The following is a 21850-nucleotide window of genomic DNA, read 5'->3' as shown; positions in this document are numbered from 1 at the left end:
CGGCAGGCCTTCTCCCCTGTCCCCGTCGTCTACGGAAGGTCAGCCACCGATCACTACGCGTCGTACGCCGGCCCACTTCTCCGGGTCCGTCGTACGGCGGCCGTCGACCAGGACGCGGACGTCCGGCAGGTCGGCGGCGGCGAGCTCGCGGTACTCGGCGTGGTCGGCCTGGAGGATCGCCGCGGTGACGGCCTGGTGGCTGTCGTGCGGGACGAGACCGAGCGCGGTCAGCTCCTGAGGGGTGTACAGCGGGTCCGAGACGAACGGCACCGCGCCGCGCGCCTTGAGGGCCTCCACGACGCCGAAGACGCCGGAGAACGCGGTCTCCTTGACTCCGCCGCGGTAGGCGGCGCCGAGCACCAGGACCCCGACGCCGTCCAGGTCGCCGTAGGCGGCGGCCAGCAGATCGACGGCGTACGAGGGCATGGCGACGTTCGCCTCGCGGGCCGCGCGGACGACGGTGGCGTCCGGGTCGTTCCACAGGTACATCCGCGGATAGATCGGGATGCAGTGACCACCGACGGCGATGCCGGGCTGGTGGATGTGGCTGTAGGGCTGGCTGTTGCAGGCCTCGATGACCTTCTTGACGTCGATGTCGTTCTTGTCGGCGAAGCGGGCGAACTGGTTGGCCAGGCCGATGTTGACGTCCCGGTAGGTGGTCTCGGCGAGCTTCGCCAGCTCGGAGGCCTCCGCCGTGCCGAGGTCCCAGACGCCGTTGGCGCGCGGCAGGTCCTCGCGCTCGTCGAAGTCGAGCACCGCCTCGTAGAACGCGACACCGGCCGCGGCGGAGGCCTCGTCGATGCCGCCGACGAGCTTCGGGTAGCGGCGCAGGTCGGCGAAGACCCGGCCGGTCAGCACCCGCTCCGGCGAGAAGACCAGGTGGAAGTCCTCGCCCGGCGTGAGGCCGGAGCCCTCGGCGAGCATCGGCGCCCAGCGCGTACGGGTGGTGCCGACGGGCAGCGTGGTCTCGTAGCTGACCAGGGTGCCGGGCTTCAGGCCCGCCGCAATGGCCTTGGTGGCGGCGTCCATCCAGCCGAAGTCCGGCGTGCCCTCGGCGTCCACGAAGAGCGGGACGACGACCACGACGGCGTCGGACGCGGCGACCGCGGCAGTGGTGTCCGTCGTCGCGGAGAGCAGGCCGGCGCCGACGGTCTCCTTGAGCTTGGCGTCCAGGTCGTACTCGCCGGGGAAGGGCTCGGTGGCCGCGTTGACCAGCTCGACGACCTTCTCGTTGACGTCCGCGCCGATGACCCGGTGGCCCTTGGCGGCGAACTGCACGGCGAGCGGAAGCCCGATCTTGCCGAGCGCGACTACACAGATGTTCATCGGGACATTTTCCTCTTCAGCCTGGACAGCAGTCGGCGCAGCCGGGGGCGCAGCGGGGGCTTCGGTTCCCACAGCAGGGCCGTCGTGATGACGAGCCGCCCCTTGGGATTCGGGTTGGCCGAGACCCGGTAGGGCGTGGTCGTCCCCAACCGGCGGGCCAGCGGCATCGGCAGGCCGCCGGTGCGGACCGGGATCTCGTACGTGGTGCCCGCGACGTCGACGTAGAGGCGGACGCCGCGCTTGGCGTGGACCAGGTCGACGGGGATACGGGCGGTCAGCAGGGTGCCGGTGCCGTCCTCGGCGGGCTCCTGGCTGAACTCGCCGACCGCCTCCGGGCGCTGGGCGTTCTTGGGCAGTCTGCGGCCGCCGGGCTTGTCGGCGCTCTTGGGCAGGGCGCCGTGGGCGAGAGCGACGACGGCGGGCGGGGTGTCGCCGGTGAGGCCGATCCGCAGCTTCAGGGCCAGAGTGAGGTCCGAGCCGTCCTGCTCCCAGGCGGCCGACAGCAGCTTCGTACCGTCCGCGAGCCGGCCGGCGACCGACTCACGTGCCTCGTACCACCGGTCGTCGAGGCCGATCGCGGCGTCCCGGAAGCCGGGGTAGGGGGCGTAGGCGCGGCCGCCTTCCAGCAGGAAGGGCGGAGCGCCGTGCTCCGCCTCGTCCGCGATGGCTCGGGTGAGCTCCGCCACGGCGCCGCGCCGGGCGAGGCCGAGGCGGACCCGTCTCTTCACGCCGGTCGCGTCGCGCAGGGTGTCGGTGAAGTAGGTGTCCTGCAGAGCGGCCAGTCCGTCGCAGATCTCCTGCCGGGTCTCCGGAGGGAGCGCCGGGAAGTCGTCGAGCATGAGCTTGGACAGCTCCCACTCGAAGTGCCGCTTGAGGACGGCGTCGCGTTGCGGTCCGGCCGGGATGAGGCCTGCGGTGTGGTCCATGATGCGCGCCGTGCACCGGAGCCGGGCCAGGTGGTCGGCGCGGTAGGTGATGTTGCTCGCGTCGCCGCGCTTGACCGCGTAGTAGTACGTGTAGTCCGACAGGACCGAGATCCTGCGGGCCTTGACGCACGCCTCGATGGTGAACGGCTGGTCGCTGCCGACGGGCAGGTCCTCGGGAAACCGCAGCCCGTACTTCTCCACCAGTTCGCGGCGGAAGAGCTTGGTGTTGGCGAGCGTGAAGGGCAGCGCCGAGTCGTAGAGGCTGACGTCTATCTGGTTGCCGGAGAACAGCTTCTGGTGGACGTAGCGCCCGTTGGTGCCGACCATCTTGCCGACGACCACGTCGGACTCGTTGGCGTCGGCGCAGGCGACCATCCGCTCCAGCGCCTCCTCGCCGAGGTAGTCGTCGGAGCCGATGAAGTAGACGTACCGGCCGGTGGCCAGCTCCAGGGCCCGGTTGCTCGGGGCCGCGGGCCCGCCGGAGTTGGGCTGGTGGACCACGGTGAAGACGTCCGGGTACCTCTCCGCGAAACGGTCCAGCTCGCGGCCGCTGTCGTCGGTGGATCCGTCGTCCACGGCGATGACCTGCAGCCGGTCCTCGCCGATGGTCTGCGCCACCAGGGAGTTCAGGCATTCGGTGAGGTACGGCATGGTGTTGTAGACGGCGACGACCACACTGACGTCGGGTGTTCCGGTCATCTCGCCGTACCTCGCATCAGTCGGGTGTAGACCCCGTCGAGCACCTCGATCTGGGCCTCCCAGGTCCACTCGTCCAGCCGGCCTTCGACCTCGTAGGCGGCGGTGTAGCGCTTGGGCGCGTCGAGTACGGCCCGGACGGCGCGGACGTAATCCGTGACGTTCTCCGCCTCGAAGACCTCGCCCTGACCGGTCTGGCGGGTCATCTCGGCCATCGTCTTCACATCGCTGACCACCAGCGGCAGCCGGGCGTGCGAGTACTCGAAGAACTTGGTGATCAGCGCGATCTCGTGGTTCGGCCAGTGGTGGATCGGGATGACGCCGACATCTGCGGTGGAGAGGAACGAGACGACCTGCCAGTGCGGCACGTACGGCATGGCGTGCACGCGGTCCTGGACGCCAAGCTCCTCGGCCCGCTTCATCAGCGTACGGATGTACGGCAGCTCGGGGTGGCTGGCCACGAACGCGACATGGACGCCGGGCAGCTCCGGAAGGCCGTCCACCATGATGTCCAGGCCGCGCTGGCGGGCGGCGAGGCCGCTGTAGACGAGCAGCGGCACATCCGGGCCGATGCCGCAGAGAGCGCGCAGGTCGGGGACGGGCAGAGCGGTGAAGCGGGAGGCCTCGGCGGCCTCCGGCGCGTTGAGCACGACCGCCGGGCGCTCGGGCAGCTTGTGCGTCTTCTGCAGCAGGTCGGCCAGGCCGCCGGAGACGGTGACCACCGCATCGGCGTACTTGGCGTGCTCACGTTCGTACGCCACCATCGCCGGGAGCTTCCGCTGGTTGACCCAGGAACGCACTCCGGGCAGGTACTCGTGGGCGTCCCAGACGAGGAAGACCTTCCGGCCGGCCGCGCGGGCGCGGAGCTTGGCGCGGGAGCCGACGCCGAGCATGCGGAAGTCGTTGGCGTGGATGATGTCCGGCTGGAGCGCGTCGATGACGGGCCCGTAACTCAGTTCGAAGTCCCAGACGCTGGGGTCGAGCCGCCGCCAGGCGCGGTCACCCATCGTCTTCAGCCAGAAGGCGGTGGCCGCCTTGTCCACGGCGGCGGAGCGGGTCCTGCGCAGGCCGCGCAGCTTCCTGGTGTGGCGCGCGCGCAGCCTCACCCAGCGGCTGGTGGCCTTGGCCGCGCCTCTGCGCGCCGCGAGCCACACCTGACCGCCGGTGGAGCCGAGCGCGGAGCGGTCCTCGCCGGTCCTGAGCGCGGCGCCGCGGACCCGGAGGTCGGCACGCCAGGCCTTGACCTGCTGCGTACGGAATTCGGCCACGCGCTCGGAGGGGTAGGCCAGCGGGCGGCGGATCGGCGCGCCGCGCAGGTCCTTCGGGTGGGTCGACATCTTGGCCTTGACCCCGAGGAGGCGGACCTCGGCCTCGCCGAGCTGCCAGGCCGTCACCTCCTCCTTGCCGGAGAACTTGCCGAGCAGGATGACGTCCCAGCCGGCCGCGGCCGCCGAGCTCGCCTGCTTCTGCACACGGGAGTCGCCGTGCACGCTGTTGTCGACGAGCATGACGATACGACCGCGTGAACCCTTGCGGGGCAGTGCGGCGAGGTCTGGGTACGAGGGAAGGTCAGGTGCCATGTTCCGTCCGGTCCGGGGCCGTGAGAGTAACGGTGGTGCGGGTCGTGGCCGATCGCAGCACGGCTTCGGCCACCTCGACGGTGAGGAGCCCCTGCCGCAGGGTGCAGACATCCGCCGGCTCCCCGCGCACAGCGTCGCGGAAGAGCTCGTGCTCGACAAGCAGGGGCTCGCGCTTGGGGATGGCGTAGCGGATCATGTCGCCCTCGGAGACCCCGCGGAAGGCGCGCAACGCCTCCCACTCGGTGGCGACCGCGGCGTTGGAGTGGAAGGTGAGGTCGGCGGTGAGCGTGTCGGCGATGAAGCAGCCGCGCTCGCCGGTGACCGAGGTGAACCGCTCCTTGAGCGGGCTCAGCCAGTTGACCAGGTGGTTGACCATCGTGCCGTCGGAGAGCTGGCCGACGGCGGAGACCATGTCCTCGTGCGGGCGGCCCGACTTGGAGACGGTGTGCGCGGCGATCGACGTGTACGCCTGGCCGGTGACCCAGCCCGTCAGGTCGATGTCGTGCGTGGCGAGGTCCTTGACCACACCGACGTCGGCGATCCGATGCGGGAACGGGCCCTGGCGGCGGGTGACGACCTGGTAGACGTCGCCGAGCTCACCGGCCTCCAGGCGGGCGCGGAGCGAGAGCAGGGCCGGGTTGCACCGCTCGATGTGGCCGACGCCCGCGACCAGGTCACGGGCCTCGAACGCCTCGACCAGGCGGCGGGCGCCTTCGACGGTGTCCGCGAGCGGCTTCTCGATCAGGGCGCAGACACCGGCGTCGGCGAGCTGGAGGCCGACCTTCTCGTGCAGGCCGGTCGGGCAGGCGACGACGGCGTAGTCGATACCGCGGGCGAGGAGCTCGTCGACGGTGGAGAGGACGGGCGCGCCCTGCGCCCAGCCGTTCCGGTCACCCATCGGCTCGACGACACCGACCAGCTCGACGCCTTCCAGGCCGGAGAGGATCCGGGCGTGGTTGCGGCCCATGGAGCCGAGGCCGATGAGCCCGGCCTTCAGAACGGCGGTCATCGGTTCTCCTCCAGCGCGTTCACGGCGCTCACGATGCGCTCCAGGTCGGCCTCGGTGAGCGAGGGGTGGACGGGCAGCGAGACGACCTCGGCCGCCGCCTTCTCGGTCTGCGGCAGCTCCCAGATCCGGCCCGCCTTCTGGTCCGGCTCCCAGTACGGCTTGAGGCGGTGGATCGGCGTCGGGTAGTAGACCGCGTTGCCGACGCCCGCCTCGGTGAGCTTCGCCATCGCGGCGTCCCGGTCGCCGCTGATCCGCACGGTGTACTGGTGGTAGACGTGCCGGGCGCCTTCGGCCACCGGCGGCGTGGTGACGGCCGGGGCGGTGATGTGGGCGTCCAGGTACGCGGCGTTGGCGCGGCGCTGCTCGGTCCAGCCTTCGACCTTGGCGAGCTGGACGCGGCCGACGGCGGCGGAGACGTCGGTCATCCGCATGTTGGCGCCGACGATCTCGTTGGCGTACCGCTGCTCCATGCCCTGGTTGCGCAGGAGGCGCAGCGTACGTGCCAGTTCGGCGTCGGCCGTGGTGACCATGCCGCCTTCGAGCGCGTGCATGTTCTTGGTCGGGTAGAAGCTGAAGGTGCCGCCCGCGCCGAACGCGCCGACCGGCGTGCCGTTCAGCGCCGCCGCGTGGGCCTGGCAGGCGTCCTCGACCACGGCGAGCCGGTGCTTCTCGGCGATCGGCACGAGCTTGTCCATCGCGGCCGGGTGGCCGTAGAGGTGGACCGGCATGATCGCGGCGGTGCGCGGCGTGATCGCGGCTTCGACGGCCACCGGGTCGAGGCCGAAACTGCCCGGCTCGATGTCGGCGAAGACCACGTCGGCGCCGGTCAGGCGGACCGCGTTGGCGGAGGCCGCGAAGGAGAACGAGGGGACGATCACCTCGTCCCCGGGGCCGATCCCGAGGGCCAGGAGCAGCAGCTGGAGAGCCGAGGTGCCCGAGTTGACGGCGATGCAGTGCCGTCCGTCGACCAGGCGGGAGAAGCCCTCCTCGAAGGCCGCGACCTCGGGCCCCTGCACGACCCGGCCGCTGCGCAGTACGCGGACGGCGGCCTCGATCTCGTCTTCCCCGATGACCGGACGGGCAGCGGGAATCGGCTGCTCGTTGATGCTCGCCATGGACGTCCTCCTAGACACCGCAAGAGCTCGTTACCGGGCAGAATTCTGGATTGCGGACACCGTGCACAGCCGCGCGAAACCCCGTCGGCGTGACGCCGACGCCCTCCCGGGGGAATCAGGTCCGGTCTGATGGGCCACCGGGCCGGTCACCAATTGTAGTTTCTGCGAACAACTCTGACAGTCCAACAGTCGCCATCACATTATCAGGGATTTCACAACCCATTTCGGCAACGTTAACTCCCTTTGCATCAGTCCTGATACAAAGCCCGTGGCCCGCCTCCGAAAGTAACGGGACGGGCCACGGATAATGAACAACCGATTGCGGGGAATCGTCAGCCGGCTGACGCCTCACCGTCGGAGGACGGCGCCGAAGCGGTCACGGAAGGCGACGACTGCTCGGCGGCGACGGTCTTCTTGGTCGCCTTCTTCGCGGTCGTCTTCGCCGTCGTCTTCTTCGCGACGGTCTTCTTGGCGGCCGTCTTCTTGGCCACCGCCTTCTTCGCCGGAGCCTTCTTGGCGGCGGCCTTGCGGGCCGTCTTCTTCGCCACCGGCGCCTCCTCCGGCTCACCGGACGCGGGCGCCTCGGCGGCCTCGGCCTGCGAGGCCTCGGAGGCCTGCGGAGCCTCGGAGGCCTTCGGCTCGGACACCGACTCGACGACGAGGACCGCCGCCTCGTCCGAACCCGTCGGCGAACCCGCCGGAGCGGTGGCCTTACGGGTCGCCCGGCGACGGGCCCGCGGCGGTGCGGCCTCCTTGGGGGCTTCCGCCTCAGGCGCCTCCTGCACGGGGGCGGGCTCGGCGGGCGCCTCGACGACCGGGTCCTCGACGGCCACCGGGTCCGTGGCGGGCTCGGCCGGCTGTACGGGCTCCGCCGGCTCGGCCTGCTTCGGCGAACCCGCCGGGGCGGACGCCTTACGGGTGGCGCGACGGCGCGTACGGCCCTGAGGCGCGGCCTCGGCCGCCTCCTGAGCTTCCGGGGCCTTCGACGGCTCGGGCGTGTCGAGGACCGGCTCGGCGACCGGCTGCACGACGGGCTCCGCGACCGGCTCCGCCTCGGCCACCGGAGCGGCGGCCTCGGTCTTCGGAGCGCCGGCCGGGGCCGACACCTTGCGGGAGGCGCGGCGGCGGCCACGGCCACGACCGGCGGCCGCCTCGGCCTCGGCCGGGCTGCTGTAGAACTCCTCGTCCGCGGCGACCTCGGGCTCCACCGCCACCGGCGCGGCGACCTCGGCAGCCAGCTCGGCCTCGGTCTCGGCGGGCTCGGCGGCCTGGTCCTCATGGCCGTGGTCCTGCTCGTGACCGTGCTCGTGGTCCTGGCCCGCACCACCGCGGCGCTTCTTGGACTTCTTGGAACCGCCGCCACCGACGGACGTCGGCTGCTCCATGTGGACGATGACACCGCGACCGTTGCAGTGGACGCAGGTCTCGGAGAAGGACTCCAGCAGACCCTGGCCCACCCGCTTACGGGTCATCTGGACCAGGCCGAGCGAGGTGACCTCGGCGACCTGGTGCTTGGTGCGGTCACGTCCCAGGCACTCCAGGAGCCGCCGCAGGACGAGGTCCCGGTTGGACTCCAGCACCATGTCGATGAAGTCGACGACGACGATGCCGCCGAGGTCGCGCAGCCGCAGCTGGCGCACGATCTCCTCGGCCGCCTCCAGGTTGTTCCTGGTGACGGTCTCCTCCAGGTTGCCGCCCTGGCCGGTGAACTTGCCGGTGTTGACGTCGACGACGACCATCGCCTCGGTCTTGTCGATCACCAGCGAGCCGCCGCTGGGCAGGTAGACCTTGCGGTCCAGCGCCTTCATCAGCTGCTCGTCGATGCGGTACGTCGCGAAGACGTCGACCTCGGAGGTCCAGCGGGAGAGCCGCTCGGTGAGGTCCGGCGCCACGTGCGAGACGTAACCGTGGATGGTCTCCCACGCGTCGTCGCCGCTGACGATGACCTTGGAGAAGTCCTCGTTGAAGATGTCGCGGACGACCCGGACGGTCATGTCCGGCTCGCCGTAGAGCAGCGTCGGCGCGTTGGAGCCGCTGGTGCCCTTCGCCTTCTTCTGGATCTCCTCCCACTGCCCCTGGAGCCGCTCGACGTCACGGCGCAGCTCGTCCTCGCTCGCGCCCTCGGCGGCGGTGCGCACGATGACGCCCGCGTCCTCGGGGACGATCTTCTTGAGGATCGTCTTGAGACGGGAGCGCTCGGTGTCGGGCAGCTTGCGGCTGATCCCGGTCATCGAGCCCTCGGGCACGTAGACGAGGTAGCGGCCGGGCAGCGAGACCTGGCTGGTGAGGCGGGCGCCCTTGTGGCCGATCGGGTCCTTGGTCACCTGGACCAGGACCGACTGGCCGGACTTGAGCGCGGTCTCGATGCGGCGCGGCCCGTGGGCCATACCGAGCGCCTCGAAGTTGACCTCACCGGCGTACAGGACGGCGTTGCGGCCCTTGCCGATGTCGACGAACGCGGCCTCCATGGACGGCAGGACGTTCTGCACCTTGCCCAGGTAGACGTTGCCGACGTAGCTGGTGGCCTGCTCCTTGTTGACGTAGTGCTCGACGAGCACGTTGTCCTCGAGGACGCCGATCTGGGTGCGCTCGCCGCTCTGGCGGACGACCATCACGCGCTCGACGGCCTCGCGGCGCGCCAGGAACTCCGCCTCGGTGATGATCGGGACGCGGCGCCGGCCCTGCTCGCGGCCCTCGCGGCGGCGCTGCTTCTTGGCCTCCATGCGGGTCGAGCCCTTGATGGACTGGACCTCGTCGAAGCCGGTGCCGGGCTCGCGCTCCGCCTCCTTCTTGCGCGGCTCGCGGACCTTGACGACCGTACGCTCCGGGTCGTCGGTGCCGTTGTCGGCCTCGGCACCGGCGTCACCGCTGCGGCGACGGCGACGGCGGCGACGGCGGCTGCTGCTCGAACCGGAGGCGGCGGAGTCGCTGTCGCTGTCGTCCTCCTCGTCGTCGGCTTCCTGGACCTGGGCCGACGCCTGGTCGTCCTCGGCGCGGGCGTGCGCGGGCGCCTCGTCGGCGTGCTGCTGCTCGGCCTCGTCCGGGTCGCCGGCCTCGCCGCGACGGCGACGGCGGCCACCACGACGGCGGCGGCGCGAGGGGCGGTCGCCGTACTCGTCGGTGTCCTCGCCCTCGTGCTCCTCCGCCTCGGCCTCGGCCTCGGGTGCCTCCTCGGCAGGCTCCTCCACCGGGGCGGCGGCGGTCTGCTCGGGCTCGGCGGCCTCACCACGGCGGCGGCGACGGCGGCGCGAACCGCCCTGCGGCGCGGCCTCGGCGGGCGCGGGAGCCGGCTCGGCCTCGGCGGTCCGCTCCTCGGCCTCCTCGACCTCGTCGTACGCGGCGGAGGGACCGGCCGCGGCAGCGGCGGCGGCCGTCTCGGGGGTCTGGAACATCGGCTCGGCGAAGACCGGCGCCTGGAACACGGCGACGGCGGGGCGCGTGGCGCGGCGGCCCTTGCGGGTCGGCTCCTCGGCCTTGGTGGTGAACTCCGGGCGGCCCGCGGTGGCGGTGGCCCGGCGACGCTGGCGTCCGCGCGGGGCGGCCTCCTCGACCTCCTCCACCTCGGCGGCGAGCTCCTCGGCCACGGCGGCGGGCAGGCTCTCGCCGGCCTCGACGGGCTCCTCCGCCTCGGTGACCTGCGGGGCACCGGCGGGAGAGGTGGCCTTACGGGAGGCGCGACGGCGGCTGCGCGGCGCCGGAGCCTCCTCGGCGGGCTCGGCGGCTGCCGGGGTCTCAACGGCGGGCGCGGGCTCGTTCACCGCGTCGGCGGCGGCGGCCTGCGGAGTGCCGGCCGGAGCGGAGGCACGGCGGCGGGTGCGGCCACGCGGGGCCTCGGTGACCGGGGCGGCGGGCTCGGCCACGGCGGCCTGCTCGGCCACGGGCTCGGCGGGCGCGACCGGCTCGACGACGGCCTCGGCGGCCTGCGGAGCACCGGCCGGTGAAGTGGCCTTGCGGGAGGCGCGGCGGCGGCGCGGGGCGGCGGGCTCCGGGGCGACCTCGGCCACCGGCTCCTCCTCCTCCGTCTCCTCCACGACCGGCTCGGCCGGGGTCTCGACGACCTCCACGACCTCGGCGGCCTGCGGGGCACCGGCCGGAGCCGTCGCCTTGCGGACCGCGCGGCGGCGGGTACGCGGGGCCGGGGCCTCCTCGGCGGGCTCGGCGGCCTGGGTCTCGGCCACCGGAGCAGGCGTCTCGACGACCTCGGCGACCACCTCGGCGGTCTCCGGAGCGCCTGCGGGCGCGGTCGCCTTGCGGACGGCGCGACGGCGCGTACGGGCGGGAGGCGCGGTCTCGGCGGCCGGTTCGGGGGCCGTCTCCTCGGGCGCGGTCGCCGGGGCCTCCACGGCGGCGGCCTCGGCCGCGGGCGGCACGGCCGCGCCGGGCGGGCCGGCCGGGCGGGAAGCGGCGCGGCGCCTGCGGCGCGGCGGCAGCTTGTCGCCGGGGGTGTTCTCTTCGTTGTTCCCGTTGGTGGCGGGTTCGTTCGGCTGAGGCATGCGGGCGGTTCTCCCGTCGCGCTCCCGGGCGCCGCGTCTGATTCCGGTCCGGCACGGTACGCAGTGGTGCGATACCGCTCGTCCGGGGCGCGGGCGCCGCACGGGAGCTGATGTCTGGCTCGCCGGTTCCGTCCGCGGTGTTGCGGACGGCCTGGCGAAAGTCTTATGGGTCAGTGCGCGGCCCGACCCAGGTGGCTCCCGAGTCGGAGGGCTGCGCTACAACGACCGCCTTACGCGGAACCTGCACCTTCCGGCGCCGTCGCGACGGCTGCTGCGACCGCGGGATGTGCGGTCGGGGCGGCCTCGCGGTCAGGCGCGAGCGGGTCGGTCACCGTGCCGGACTCCTCGTCGAAGAGCCCCTGCGCCAGCCTCGTCACCGCGGCGGGGACGGGCGGCGCCAGGTCGGCCACAGCGCGGAGACCGGACAGGACGTCGTCGGGTCGCACGGCAGGTGTCACGTGCCGAACAACCAGCCGCAGTATCGCACAGGGCCCGTCCCCCGGCCTATCAGCCGCTGGATCAAGAGCTTGCAGGTCGGCGACGGCGGCGCGGGCGTCGAAGGTGCGGATGCCGTTCTTCGCCTTGCGCTGGACCTCGACGGTCTCGGCGGCGTTGAACGCGTCGACGGCTCTGCGGGCCTCGTCGGGATCGACGCCGTCCAGGCGCATCTCCCAGACCGAGGCGGTCAGCCGCTCGGCGAGGCCTGAGGTGCGGGCCTCCACCGCGTCGGTGATGTCCAGACCGTCCGGCAGCGAGCTGTCGAGCAGCTCGCGCAGGAGGTCGGGGTCGCGCGCCTCGGTGAGGGCGATCTCCAGGAACTCGGCCTCGCTGCCCGTGCCGGTGGGGGCGGCATTGGCGTAGGAGACCTTGGGGTGCGGGGTGAAGCCCGCCGAATACGCCATCGGCACCTCGGAGCGGCGCAGTGCCCGCTCGAAGGCCCGTTGGAAGTCGCGGTGACTGGTGAACCGGAGGCGGCCGCGCTTGGTGTAGCGCAGACGGATGCGCTGCACTGCCGGTGCGGGCGGCGGGCCTTCGGGCTGTCGCTTGCCCAGTGGTTCTTCTCCTCGGTGCGGGGCGGGCGCCGGGGAGCGCCGCCCACGAAGTACGGGGTGGTCCCCGGGGTGCCGCTCCGGCTCACGCCTGCTTGACGAGTTTCTCGCTCAGCAGGGAGGTCTCGGACGCCTGCGCCGCGCTGGGGACAGTCGTTGTACTACCCAGAGTACGCGCAGGCATCCCCGGCGGTTCCCCGAACCGCGTTCCGGCCGTCCCGCCGACCAGTACGCGCCAGGCGTCGCGGCGGGCCTGCCGCGCGGTTTCGCGGGCGGTGGCCGGAGCCGATCGGGCGGCGCGTCGGGCCGGAGCCCGGAGGGCGTCCCGGACGAAGTGGCCGACCGGGACGCACACCGTGCGGTAGGCCCAGACCACCGGTACGCCGATCAGGTGCCGGACCAGCCAGGCGACCGCCGGCTCACCGCCCGCGAGAGGTATCCGCCGATCCGCCAGGCGATCTCGGCGGCATCCGCGATCTCCCGGCCGACCGGCGCGAGGACGCGGCGGTACAGCCAGGAGGCGGGAGCGACGAGCAGCACCATGACCAGCCAGGTGACGGCCAGGGCCAGCGGAGTGAGGACGTCTGTGAACAGCCAGGCCGGCGGGGTCAGGACCAGCGTGTCGAGCAGCCAGGCCAGGCCCCTGCCCAGCGGGCGGAGCAGGGTCCGGTCGAAGGCGTGCCAGCCGGCGGCCAGCAGGTCCCAGACCATGCGGACGGGCGGGACCAGGAACAGCACCACGATGCGCACGGGGATCCTGATCAGCCTGGTTCAGGGCGGTGTCGGGCTCGTACCGGTCCAGGGTCCGGTGCTTGCCGGCATCCATGCCCTCAATGACGCGCAGGCCCGGTCCGTGGTTGCCGGCCGGGCCTGCGGAGCCTCAGGGACGCGTTACTTGTTCACCACGCTCAACGGGAGCAGCTTCTTGCCCGTCGGGCCGATCTGGATGTCCAGGTCGAGCTGCGGGCAGACGCCGCAGTCGAAGCAGGGGGTCCAGCGGCAGTCCTCGACCTCGGTCTCGTCCAGCGCGTCCTGCCAGTCCTCCCAGAGCCAGTCCTTGTCCAGACCGGAGTCGAGGTGGTCCCAGGGCAGGACCTCCTCGTACGTACGCTCGCGGGTGGTGTACCAGTCGACGTCGACGCCGAAGTCGGGCAGCGTCTTCTCGGCGCAGTTCATCCAGAGGTCGTAGCTGAAGTGCTCGCGCCAGCCGTCGAAGCGGCCGCCGGACTCGTAGACCGCGCGGATGACGGAGCCGACGCGCCGGTCGCCGCGCGAGAGCAGGCCCTCCACGATGCCGGGCTTGCCGTCGTGGTAGCGGAAGCCGATCGAGCGGCCGTACTTCTTGTCGCCGCGGATCTTGTCGCGGAGCTTCTTGAGCCGGGCGTCGGTGTCGGCTGCGCTCAGCTGCGGGGCCCACTGGAACGGCGTGTGCGGCTTGGGCACGAAGCCGCCGATGGAGACCGTGGCGCGGATGTCGTTCTGGCCGGAGACCTCGCGGCCCTTGGCGATGACGTTGACCGCCATGTCGCCGATCTGGAGGACGTCCTCGTCGGTCTCGGTGGGCAGGCCGCACATGAAGTACAGCTTCACCTGACGCCAGCCGTTGCCGTAGGCGGTGGCGACCGTCCGGATCAGGTCCTCCTCCGAGACCATCTTGTTGATGACCTTGCGCATCCGCTCGGAGCCGCCTTCGGGAGCGAAGGTGAGGCCGGAGCGGCGGCCGTTGCGGGTCAGCTCGTTGGCCAGGTCCACGTTGAACGCGTCGACGCGGGTGGAGGGCAGCGAGAGGCCGATCTTGTCGTCGGTGTAGCGGTCGGCGAGGCCCTTGGCGATGTCGCCGATCTCGCTGTGGTCGGCGGAGGAGAGCGAGAGCAGGCCGACCTCTTCGAAGCCGGTCGCCTTGAGGCCCTTGTCGACCATTTCGCCGATGCCGGTGATGCTTCGCTCCCGCACGGGGCGCGTGATCATGCCGGCCTGGCAGAAACGGCAGCCACGGGTGCAGCCGCGGAAGATCTCCACGGACATCCGCTCGTGCACGGTCTCCGCGAGCGGGACGAGGGGCTGCTTGGGGTAGGGCCACTCGTCGAGGTCCATGACGGTGTGCTTGGAGACGCGCCACGGCACGCCGGACCGGTTGGGCACGACGCGGCCGATGCGGCCGTCCGGGAGGTACTCCACGTCGTAGAAGCGCGGGACGTAGACGCCACCGGTCTTGGAGAGCCGGAAGAGCACCTCGTCGCGGCCGCCGGGACGGCCTTCGGCCTTCCAGGCGCGGATGATCTCGGTGATCTCCAGGACGGCCTGCTCGCCGTCGCCGATGACCGCGCAGTCGATGAACTCCGCGATCGGCTCCGGGTTGAAGGCCGCGTGGCCGCCCGCGAGGACGATCGGGTGGTCCACCGTGCGGTCCTTGGCCTCCAGCGGGATGCCGGCCAGGTCCAGAGCGGTGAGCATGTTGGTGTAGCCGAGCTCGGTGGAGAAGCTCAGCCCGAAGACGTCGAAGGCGCCGACGGGACGGTGGCTGTCCACGGTGAACTGCGGCACCTCGTGCTCGCGCATCAGCTCTTCGAGGTCCGGCCAGACGCTGTACGTGCGCTCCGCGAGGACGCCCTCGCGCTCGTTCAGTACCTCGTAGAGGATCATGACGCCCTGGTTCGGCAGCCCGACCTCGTAGGCGTCGGGATACATCAGGGTCCAGCGGACGTCGCAGCTGTCCCAGTCCTTGACGGTGGAGTTCAGCTCACCGCCGACGTACTGGATGGGCTTCTGCACATGCGGGAGCAGAGCTTCGAGCTGTGGGAAGACCGATGCGGCAGACATCTCGCGAACCTTCGTGAGCCGGCAGGGGTGACCATCCAGCGTACCGCGCGTCTCAGTGCTTCAGATCCGCCCGCAGTACGGGGTCGGAGGCACGGCTCCAGACCTCGGGCAGCTCGCGCTCGCGCCGGTCGGCGGTCGCCTCCTCGTGTCCGTACAGAAGTCCCCAGGTGAAGGTGGTCTCGCCGGCCGCGTGCGCCTGGATGGCGAGGGTGCGCAGGGCCTCGCGGGCGACCACGCTGTCCTGGTGGTCGCCGAGCAGCGACTGGACGGCCTTTACTCGCTTGGCGAACCGCTTTGCGGGCTTTCCGAGGGCGGGCTCGGCCGCGTCGGCCGCGTACCGCGCGCGCTTGGCGGCCTTGCGTGCCTCGTGCATGGCGGTGTCACGCTCCGGCCCCGGCGGGTGCTCCAGAGCGTGGTCCATGCGGCGCGCGAGCTTCCTGTAGTCCTTGAGCACCGCGCGCGGCAGCGCTTTCGCGGGAGTGCGGGAGGCGGTGGGGCGCAGCGGCGGGTCGGCGCTGAGGGCGTCCAGGGTGTCGAGGAGGGCCAGATACCGCTTCCCGTCCAGTACGTCGACGATCCGGCGGCGTGATCCGGTGCGGCGGGCGGCCGACCAGACCTGGAGCCGGCCGCGCACCGGGCCGAGGGCCAAGGTGGTGGGCAGGGCCGCGATCCCGGTGGCCAGCCGCTCGTCCAGGACCTCCTGGTCGCGGTCGACACCGAGCTCACCGGCGAACCACTTGAGCTCGGCGCCGATCGGGTCGGTGACCTCGTGGTCCAGGATCCTGCGGTACGTCTTGAAGGCGCTGCGCAACCGCCGGGTCGCCACGCGCATCTTGTGCACGGAGTCGGGCAGGTCGCGGCGGACGGCCGGGTCGAGGTCGACGACGGTGCGGATCTGCTCGCGTACGTAGGCGAGGACGTGGCCGCCCGCGGTCTGCGGGTCTTCCGCCTTCTGCTTCGCCCGCTTCTTCGGTGCCGGAGCCGTCTCCGCCAGCGCCCTGGTCAGCTTCGACGGCGCATCCGACGGGCGCACGCCGGCCTTGCGGAGCCGCTTCTCGACCGCGTCCAGGAAGGCCGGGTCGCCGTCGTCGGCAAGCTCGACCTCGATCTCGGTCCAGGTGGCGGTGGTGCCGGTGGCCTTTCCCGCGAGCCGTTCCGCGAGCACCGTGTCGACGCTGACCTCGGCGAGGAGAGTGCCGTCGGCGTCGGTCAGGTGCTGAAGGTCGCGGGAGGTGAGCAGGCGGACGACCGGGGCCGGTTCCGCGTGACGGAGGCGGGAGCGGAGGAGCGCGGCGAAGGAGGGCGGCAGCGTGTCGGCCAGCGGCTCGTGGAGCTCGTCGCGGATGCCGGTGGCGACCGGGAACTTCAGGTGCCAGCCTTCGTCCGCTCCGCCGGTCCGGCGGCGCAGGGTGAGGGCGCCTGCGGCCAGGCGGAGGTCGGCGGTGTCGTAGTAGACGGCGTCCAGCTCCGTCACGCCGCGCTTCTCGACCCGGCCGACCCCGGCCACCCGGCTCAGGTCGGGCAGCCGGGTGGCGTCGGTGGCTTCGTACTTCCGCTCGATCTCACGCTTGGTGTCCGCCATATACGGACACCTACCCGCGTGGGCCGGGTTCAGGCGGACATCGGCCGCTGCACCCTGATCGACTGCAGCAGCCCGATCGCGACCCAGACGGCGAACATCGAGGACCCTCCGTACGAGACGAAGGGCAGTGGCAGACCGGCCACCGGCATGATGCCGAGCGTCATGCCGATGTTCTCGAAGGACTGGAAGGCGAACCAGGCGATGATGCCGGCGGCGACGATCGTGCCGTACAGCTCGGTCGTCTCGCGGGCGATCCGGCAGGCGCGCCAGAGGACGACGCCGAGCAGGACGATGATCAGCCCGGCGCCGAGGAAGCCCAGCTCCTCACCGGCGACGGTGAAGACGAAGTCGGTCTGCTGCTCGGGGACGAACTGGCCGGTGGTCTGCGTGCCCTGGAAGAGCCCGGTGCCGAACAGGCCGCCGGAGCCGATCGCGATGCGGGCCTGGTTGGTGTTGTAGCCGACGCCGGCCGGGTCGAGCGCCGGATTGGCGAAGGCGGCGAACCGGGCGATCTGGTAGTCGTCGAGCAGCCCGAGCTGCCAGACCGCGACGGCTCCGGCGGCGCCCGTGCCGAGCAGGCCGAAGACCCAGCGGTTGGAGGCGCCGGAGGCCAGCAGGACGCCGAGGACGATGACGGCCATCACCATCACCGAGCCGAGGTCCGGCATCAGCATGACGATGGCCATCGGGATGACCGCGAGGCCCAGCGCCTTGGCGACGGTCCGGTGGTCGGGATGGGGCTGGTCGCCGGCGTCGACGCGGGCCGCCAGCAGCATCGCCATCACCAGGATGATGGTGATCTTGGTGAACTCGGAGGGCTGGATGGAGAACCCGGCCGGCAGCTTGATCCAGGCGTGGGCGCCGTTGATCGTGGTGCCGAGCGGCGTGAGGACGGCCAGGACCAGCAGCACCGAGATGCCGTAGAGGACCGGGACGGCTCCGCGCAGGGTGCGGTGGCCGAGCCAGATCGTGCCGATCATCAGGGCGATGCCGATGCCGGTGTTCATGGCGTGCCGGAAGAGGAAGAAGTACGGGTCGCCCTGGGTGAGGTGGTCGCGGTTGCGGGTCGCGGACCAGACGAGCACCGCACCGAGGAGCGAGAGCGCGAGCGCGGCGCCGAGCAGCGGCCAGTCCAGCCGCCGGACGACGGAGTCGCGGGCGGTCAGTTTGGCCCAGGACCCCTGATCGGGTGCGTACCGGGCTACGGAGAAGCCACCTGCCATCAGGGCCGCCTCCCGGTCATCGCCGGTGATCCGGTGAGTCCCGGCTGGCCCGGCGGCTGCGGCACCAGGTTCTCCGGGTCGGCCTCCTGGCCTTCCGGCTGGGTCGGCACGGGGTTGTACGGCTTGATCTTCGGGGCGTGGATCGAGCCGTCGGGCTGGACCTTCGGCAGCGTCTTCTGGGGCTTGGGCAGCAGGGCCTTGCTCACATCCTGGTTGCCCTCGGCGTCGAGGCCGTAGAGCGCGTCGTAGATCTTGCGGACGGCGGGCCCGGAGGCGCCGGAGCCGGTGCCGCCCTGGGAGATCGTCATGATGATCGTGAAGTCGTCGGTGTAGGTCGCGAACCACGAGGTGGTCTGCTTGCCGTACACCTGCGCCGTACCGGTCTTGGCGCGCATCGGGATCTTGTCCTGCGGCCAGCCGCCGAACCGCCAGGCGGCGGTGCCGCCGGGCTCGACCACCGAACGCAGACCCTTGTCGAGGTCCTTGACGGTCTGCGCGTCGATGGGCAGCTTGCCGGTCGACTTGGGCTTGATCTCCTGGACACTCTTGCCGTCGGGGCTGATCACGGCCTTGCCGACGGTCGGGGCGTAGAGGGTGCCGCCGTTACTGATGGCGGCGTAGGCGGTGGCCATCTGGATCGGCGTGACGAGGACGTCACCCTGGCCGATGGCGTAGTTGATGCTGTCGTACGCCTTGAGCTGGTTGCCTTCGAGGCAGCTCTCGTAAGCGATCTGCTGCACGTAGGTGCCGCCCTTCTTGCCCTCCTTGCACCAGGCGTCCTTGTTCGCCTTCCAGAAGTCCTGCTTCCACTGGCGGTCCGGGATGCGGCCCTTGACCTCGTTCGGCAGGTCGATGCCGGTCTCGCCGCCGAGGCCGAAGTCACGGGCGGTCGTGTAGAACCAGTTCTTGGCGTCCTTCTTCGGCTTTATGCCGCCGTCCTTGGACCACTCCTCGTGGCCGAGCCGGTAGAAGACGGTGTTGCAGGAGTACTTGAGCGCGTCCCCGAGGGTGATCGGGCCGTGGCCCTGGGACTCGAAGTTGGCGAAGGTCTGGCTGCCGAGGCTGTAGGAGCTGCTGCAGTTGTAGCGGTCGTTGAAGGCGTGGCCGCCGCGCACGGCGGCGCTCGCGGAGACCACCTTGAAGATGGAGCCGGCCGGCGCCTGGCCCTGGATGGCCCGGTTGAGCAGCGGGTAGTTCGACTTCTTGCTGGTGAGCTTGGCGTACTGCTTGCCGGAGATGCCGCCGACCCAGTCGTTGGGGTCGTAGTCGGGCTGGGAGGCCATGGAGACGATGCGGCCCGTCTTGGACTCCATGACGACGACGGCGCCGGAGTCGGCCTCGTACTTGCGTCCGGTGATCTTGTCGGTCTCCTGGCGGACGGTCTTCATCGCCTGCGCGAGCTCGTACTCGGCCACCGCCTGGACCCGGGCGTCGAGGCTGGTGACGAGGTTGGAGCCGGGCACCGCCGGGTCGTTCTCCGCCTCGCCCATGACACGGCCGAGGTTGTCGACCTCGTAGCGGGTGACGCCCGCCTTGCCGCGCAGCTCCTTGTCGTACGTACGCTCCAGGCCCGAACGGCCGACCTGGTCCGAACGCAGGTACGGCGACGGGCCGTCCAGCGCCTTCTGGAGCTCGTCGTCGGTGACGGGCGAGAGGTAGCCGAGCACCTGCGCGGTCTTCGCCTTGCCGGGTGCGGCGTAGCGGCGTACGGCGGTGGGCTCGGCGGTGATGCCGGGGAAGTCCTCGGCGCGCTCGCGGATCTGGAGGGCCTGCTGGGTGGTGGCCTCGTCGGTGACCGGGATCGGCTGGTAGGGCGAGCCGTTCCAGCAGGGCTGCGGGGTCTTGGAGTCGCAGAGGCGGACCTTGTCGCGCACGTCCTGCGGCTTCATGTCCAGGACGTCGGCGAGCCGGGTGAGGACGCCGACGCCGTCGTCCTTCATCTTCAGCAGCTCGGTGCGGCTGGCGGAGACGACGAGGCGGGTCTCGTTGTCGGCGAGCGGTACGCCGCGCGCGTCGAGGATCGAGCCGCGCACGGCGGGCTGGACGACCTGCTGCACGCCGTTGCCGGCGGCCTCGGCGGTGTACTCGTCGCCGTTGCGGATCTGGAGGTACCAGAGGCGGCCGCCGAGCGTGAGCAGCAGCGAGAAGACGAGGACCTGGATGACGATGAGCCGGATCTGGACCCGCTGGGTCCGCCCGGTCTCGGGAATGTTGCTCACGCGGTGCCCCCGGTGTCCTTCGTCGCGTACGGCTTCACAGGCGCTTGACCCCCTTGATGCGGCCCGCGCGGGCGGCGCGGTTGCGGGCGGCCTTCACGCGCAGGCCGCCGCGCTGGTTGCCGATGCGCAGTCCGGTGCCGGAGGAGAGCCAGCCCGCGGCGACGTCGTTGCCGCCGCCTGCGGCCTCGGAGACCGGGTCGTTCTCGGTACGTCTGGCCAGGGCCATGATCAGCGGCACGACGAAGGGCGCCAGCAGCAGGTCGTACACGGCGGCGGTGAACAGCAGGCTGCCGAGGCCCACATGGCGGGCGGCCGTGTCGCCGACCAGCGCGCCGACGCCCGCGTAGAGCAGGGTCGAGCCGAGCGCGGCGGCGACCACCGCGGCCATCGGCGCGAAGGCCGACTTGAGCTGTCCGTTCTCCGGCCGGACCATGCCCGCGAGGTAGCCGATGACGCAGAGCACCAGGGCGTAGCGGCCGACGGCGTGATCGGCGGGCGGCGCGAGGTCCGCGAGGAGACCGGCGCCGAAGCCGATGAACGCGCCGCTGACCGGCCCGTACACGAACGCGAGCCCGAGGACGGTCAGGAGCAGCAGGTCCGGCACGGCGCCGGGGAGCTGGAGGCGGGCGAGGACGGTCACCTGGACGACCAGGGCGACGGTGACCAGGACGATGGAGAGCAGAGTCCGGTTGAGGCGCATGGGGATCAGCTCTACTCCTGGTCGTTTGCCGCGTTGTCGGGTTGCTGGTCGCCGGCTGCCGCGCCGTCTCCCGCGTTCTCGTTGATGTTGCCGACGACCTTGCCCGAACCGTCGACGATGTCGCCGCCCGGCTGGACGGTGACGGTGACCGTGGGGGTCGGCTTGGGCTTCGTCCTGACGGGCTGCTTGGGCAGGACCGCGTCGCGCGGGTCCGAGCGCGGGGCCTGGACGACGACGCCGACGATGTCGAGCTTGGTGAACCCGACGTACGGCTTCACGTAGACGGTCCGGGTCAGCGCGCCGCCGGAGGGATCGACGCGGACGACCTCGCCGACCGGGACGCCGGGCACGAAGGGCTTGTCCTTGCTGGAGCCGAAGGTGACGAGCCGGTCGCCCGCCGCCACCTTGGCCTTGCCGTTGAGGAACTGCACCGAGAGCGGGCGTGAGCCCTGGCCGGTGGCGAAGCCGAGCTCGTCGGTCTTCTCCATCCGGGTGCCGACGGTGAAGTCCGGGTCGTTGGCGAGCAGCACCGTCGCGGTGCTCGGGCCGACGGTGGTGACCCGGCCGACCAGCCCCTCACCGTTGAGGACGGTCATGTCGCGGCGGATGCCGTCATCGGATCCGGCGTCGATGGTGATCGTCCAGGAGAAGCCCTGGGCCGCTCCTATGGCGATGACCTCGGCGCCCTTGATGCCGTACTGTCCGGCGCCCGCGTTCTTCAGCATGGCGTCGAGCTGACGGACGCGGCTGTTGGTGCGGTCGTCGCTGCCGAGCTTCGCCTTCAGCGCGGCGTTCTCCTGCTCCAGGGCGGAGATCCGGTCGTGGCGCTTGCCGGAGTCCCGTACGGCTCCTATGGCGTTGCCCACCGGGTCGACCGCCGTCGCGACGCCGTTCTGGATCGGCCCGAAGACGGTGGCCGCGGCCTGCCGTGCGCCGTTCACCGGTGAGCCCTCGCCGCCTCGGATATCGACCGTGATCAGGGCGAATGCGATGGCGATCAGCAGCACCAGGAGCAGCCGGCTCTCTCGTGTGTCCCTCACGTGCGGCGGCCGTGCCTTCCTCGTCGGAATGTTCGTGCCTGTGTGTACGTCGCTGTCGGTACGTCAGCACCC

The 21850-nt window shown here is 71.5% G+C and carries 13 protein-coding genes and 1 pseudogene; all 14 read right to left on the bottom strand.

Going from position 1 to position 21850, the window contains the following annotated elements; genetic code table 11:
- Positions 1-39: 39 nt before the first annotated feature.
- A complete protein-coding gene (locus ABZ267_RS12865) occupies positions 40-1326 on the bottom strand; it encodes a nucleotide sugar dehydrogenase (RefSeq protein ID WP_356750266.1) in 1287 nt (428 codons plus the stop codon).
- On the bottom strand, positions 1323-2951 hold the full coding sequence (locus ABZ267_RS12860; RefSeq protein WP_356750264.1) for a glycosyltransferase: 1629 nt from the start codon (positions 2949-2951) through the stop codon (positions 1323-1325). Before ABZ267_RS12860 ends, ABZ267_RS12865 begins: the two co-directional genes overlap by 4 nt.
- Positions 2948-4528, bottom strand: coding sequence for a glycosyltransferase (locus ABZ267_RS12855; protein WP_356750262.1), 1581 nt, complete (start codon positions 4526-4528; stop codon positions 2948-2950). Before ABZ267_RS12855 ends, ABZ267_RS12860 begins: the two co-directional genes overlap by 4 nt.
- Positions 4518-5537 (bottom strand): Gfo/Idh/MocA family oxidoreductase, encoded by a 1020-nt coding sequence (locus tag ABZ267_RS12850; protein ID WP_356750260.1) that lies wholly within the window; start codon positions 5535-5537, stop codon positions 4518-4520. The genes ABZ267_RS12855 and ABZ267_RS12850 overlap by 11 nt, the downstream gene beginning before the upstream one ends.
- Positions 5534-6652, bottom strand: coding sequence for a DegT/DnrJ/EryC1/StrS family aminotransferase (locus ABZ267_RS12845; protein ID WP_356750258.1), 1119 nt, complete (start codon positions 6650-6652; stop codon positions 5534-5536). Before ABZ267_RS12845 ends, ABZ267_RS12850 begins: the two co-directional genes overlap by 4 nt.
- A 332-nt stretch (positions 6653-6984) precedes the next feature.
- Positions 6985-11145 (bottom strand): Rne/Rng family ribonuclease, encoded by a 4161-nt coding sequence (locus ABZ267_RS12840; protein ID WP_356750256.1) that lies wholly within the window; start codon positions 11143-11145, stop codon positions 6985-6987.
- 230 nt (positions 11146-11375) lie between these two features.
- Complete coding sequence (locus ABZ267_RS12835; RefSeq protein ID WP_356750254.1) at positions 11376-12155, bottom strand: TIGR03936 family radical SAM-associated protein; 780 nt, start codon at positions 12153-12155, stop codon at positions 11376-11378.
- A 124-nt stretch (positions 12156-12279) separates the two neighbouring features.
- Positions 12280-13020, bottom strand: a pseudogene (locus tag ABZ267_RS12830) (hypothetical protein).
- 65 nt (positions 13021-13085) lie between these two features.
- Positions 13086-15014 carry a TIGR03960 family B12-binding radical SAM protein gene (locus ABZ267_RS12825; protein WP_356750252.1) on the bottom strand — a complete coding sequence of 643 codons (1929 nt, stop codon included), beginning with the start codon at positions 15012-15014 and terminating at the stop codon, positions 13086-13088.
- Positions 15015-15066: 52 nt separating this feature from the next.
- Positions 15067-16596: a CYTH and CHAD domain-containing protein gene (locus tag ABZ267_RS12820; RefSeq protein ID WP_356750251.1), complete on the bottom strand. Its 1530-nt coding sequence runs from the start codon at positions 16594-16596 to the stop codon at positions 15067-15069.
- Positions 16597-16625: 29 nt separating this feature from the next.
- A complete protein-coding gene (gene rodA / locus ABZ267_RS12815; RefSeq protein WP_356750249.1) occupies positions 16626-17819 on the bottom strand; it encodes a rod shape-determining protein RodA in 1194 nt (397 codons plus the stop codon).
- Positions 17819-20038 (bottom strand): penicillin-binding protein 2, encoded by a 2220-nt coding sequence (mrdA, locus tag ABZ267_RS12810; RefSeq protein WP_356750247.1) that lies wholly within the window; start codon positions 20036-20038, stop codon positions 17819-17821. The genes rodA and mrdA overlap by 1 nt, the downstream gene beginning before the upstream one ends.
- Before the next feature lie 34 nt (positions 20039-20072).
- Entirely contained in the window at positions 20073-20738 is a 666-nt protein-coding gene (mreD, locus tag ABZ267_RS12805) for a rod shape-determining protein MreD (protein WP_356750245.1), read from the bottom strand.
- Positions 20739-20749: 11 nt separating this feature from the next.
- The gene (gene mreC, locus ABZ267_RS12800; RefSeq protein WP_356750243.1) at positions 20750-21778 is read right to left on the bottom strand and encodes a rod shape-determining protein MreC; all 1029 of its coding nucleotides are present in this window, start codon (positions 21776-21778) and stop codon (positions 20750-20752) included.
- Between the last annotated feature and the right edge of the window lie 72 nt (positions 21779-21850).

It is taken from the genome of Streptomyces sp. NPDC006174 (assembly GCF_040614075.1).
Lineage (GTDB): Bacteria > Actinomycetota > Actinomycetes > Streptomycetales > Streptomycetaceae > Streptomyces.
This window is presented reverse-complemented; position numbering and strand designations above follow the sequence as displayed.